The organism is Streptomyces sp. YS-3, assembly GCF_045257485.1.
GTDB lineage: Bacteria > Actinomycetota > Actinomycetes > Streptomycetales > Streptomycetaceae > Streptomyces.
On record NZ_JBJHPC010001074.1, the window covers coordinates 1 to 1,028 of the forward strand.

At 68.4% G+C, this 1,028-nt stretch carries 1 protein-coding gene and 2 pseudogenes; 1 reads left to right on the plus strand and 2 read right to left on the minus strand.

The window, feature by feature from the left end:
* Positions 1–79 precede the first annotated feature (79 nt).
* Positions 80–544 (plus strand): transposase, encoded by a 465-nt coding sequence (locus ACJA3G_RS37540; protein WP_406557480.1) that lies wholly within the window; start codon positions 80–82, stop codon positions 542–544.
* On the opposite strand, the pseudogene ACJA3G_RS37545 reads toward ACJA3G_RS37540, so the two are convergent.
* Both ACJA3G_RS37545 and ACJA3G_RS37550 read right to left on the minus strand, forming a co-directional pair.
* Positions 524–716, minus strand: a pseudogene (locus ACJA3G_RS37545) (VOC family protein); the annotation flags it as partial. The gene ACJA3G_RS37540 and the pseudogene ACJA3G_RS37545 overlap by 21 nt on opposite strands.
* 53 nt (positions 717–769) lie before the next feature.
* Positions 770–934, minus strand: a pseudogene (locus ACJA3G_RS37550) (transposase); the annotation flags it as partial.
* Positions 935–1,028 lie beyond the last annotated feature (94 nt).

Below are 1,028 nucleotides of genomic sequence, written 5' to 3' on the forward strand. Positions count from 1 at the left end.
GGCCTGGGCCGCTCGCGGGGGCGGGTTCACCAGCAAGCTCCACCTGAGTGCTGACGGTCGCTGCCGCCCGCTGTCCCTGATCGTCACGCCGGGGCAGCGAGCGGACTGCACCCAGTTCAAGCCCGTCCTGGAGAAGATCCGCGTTCCCCGCATCGGGCTGGGCAGGCCCCGCAGGAAGCCGGACAGCCTGGCGGCGGACAAGGCGTACAGCAACGGGCCATGCCGCGACTACCTGCGCAGTCGGGGCATCCGGCGCACCATCCCGGAGAAGGTCGACAGTCAGGCCGCCCGCTTGCGCAAAGGCTCACATGGCGGACGACCACCAGCCTTCGACGAGGAGCGGTACAAGAAGCGCAACACCGTCGAACGGGCCATCAACCGGCTCAAGCAGTCCCGAGCGGTCGCCACCCGTTACGACAAGCGCGGGTACGTCTACCTCGGCACGGCTACAGCGGCAGCCTCGTCATCTGGCGTCGTTGTCCTTTGGCAGCGAAGACAGTCGGTCGGGGGTGACCTGACCTGGGCGACTTGCCCTCGGGGATAGGCACGAAAAGCAGGCCCGGCATCCGGTCCGGCTCAGGCCGGATCTCGATGATCTCCTCGGATTCGTCGGCCACAACCCAGCCGAGAGCCTCAGCCCACCAGCGCCCGAGAGCGACGGGGGCCGCGGAGTCGACGATGATCTGTTCCCATTCCAGTGCCGTGGGCCTGAGCATAGGCAGACCGGCGCCCCACTCCGCAAAGCCACCACCTCTTCCCAAAGGTGCACCCACTGGGTACCGGTCTGGAACTTGAAGGCGATCGCGTCGATCACCTCACGATGGTCCCGCCAGCGGCCACACCGCTTCGGCGTCCGGTCCGGGAGCAACCGCTCGATCCGCGCCCACTGCGCATCAGTCGACGGCCCTCCCGGACCAACGACCGGCTGATCCAAACGAAATGGCCTAGGGGCCCTGGCGCCCGGCGCCGTACCCGCGGCCCAGCGTGGGGGAGGGGGTAAGGGGGGTAACCCCGCCGTTGTATACGGG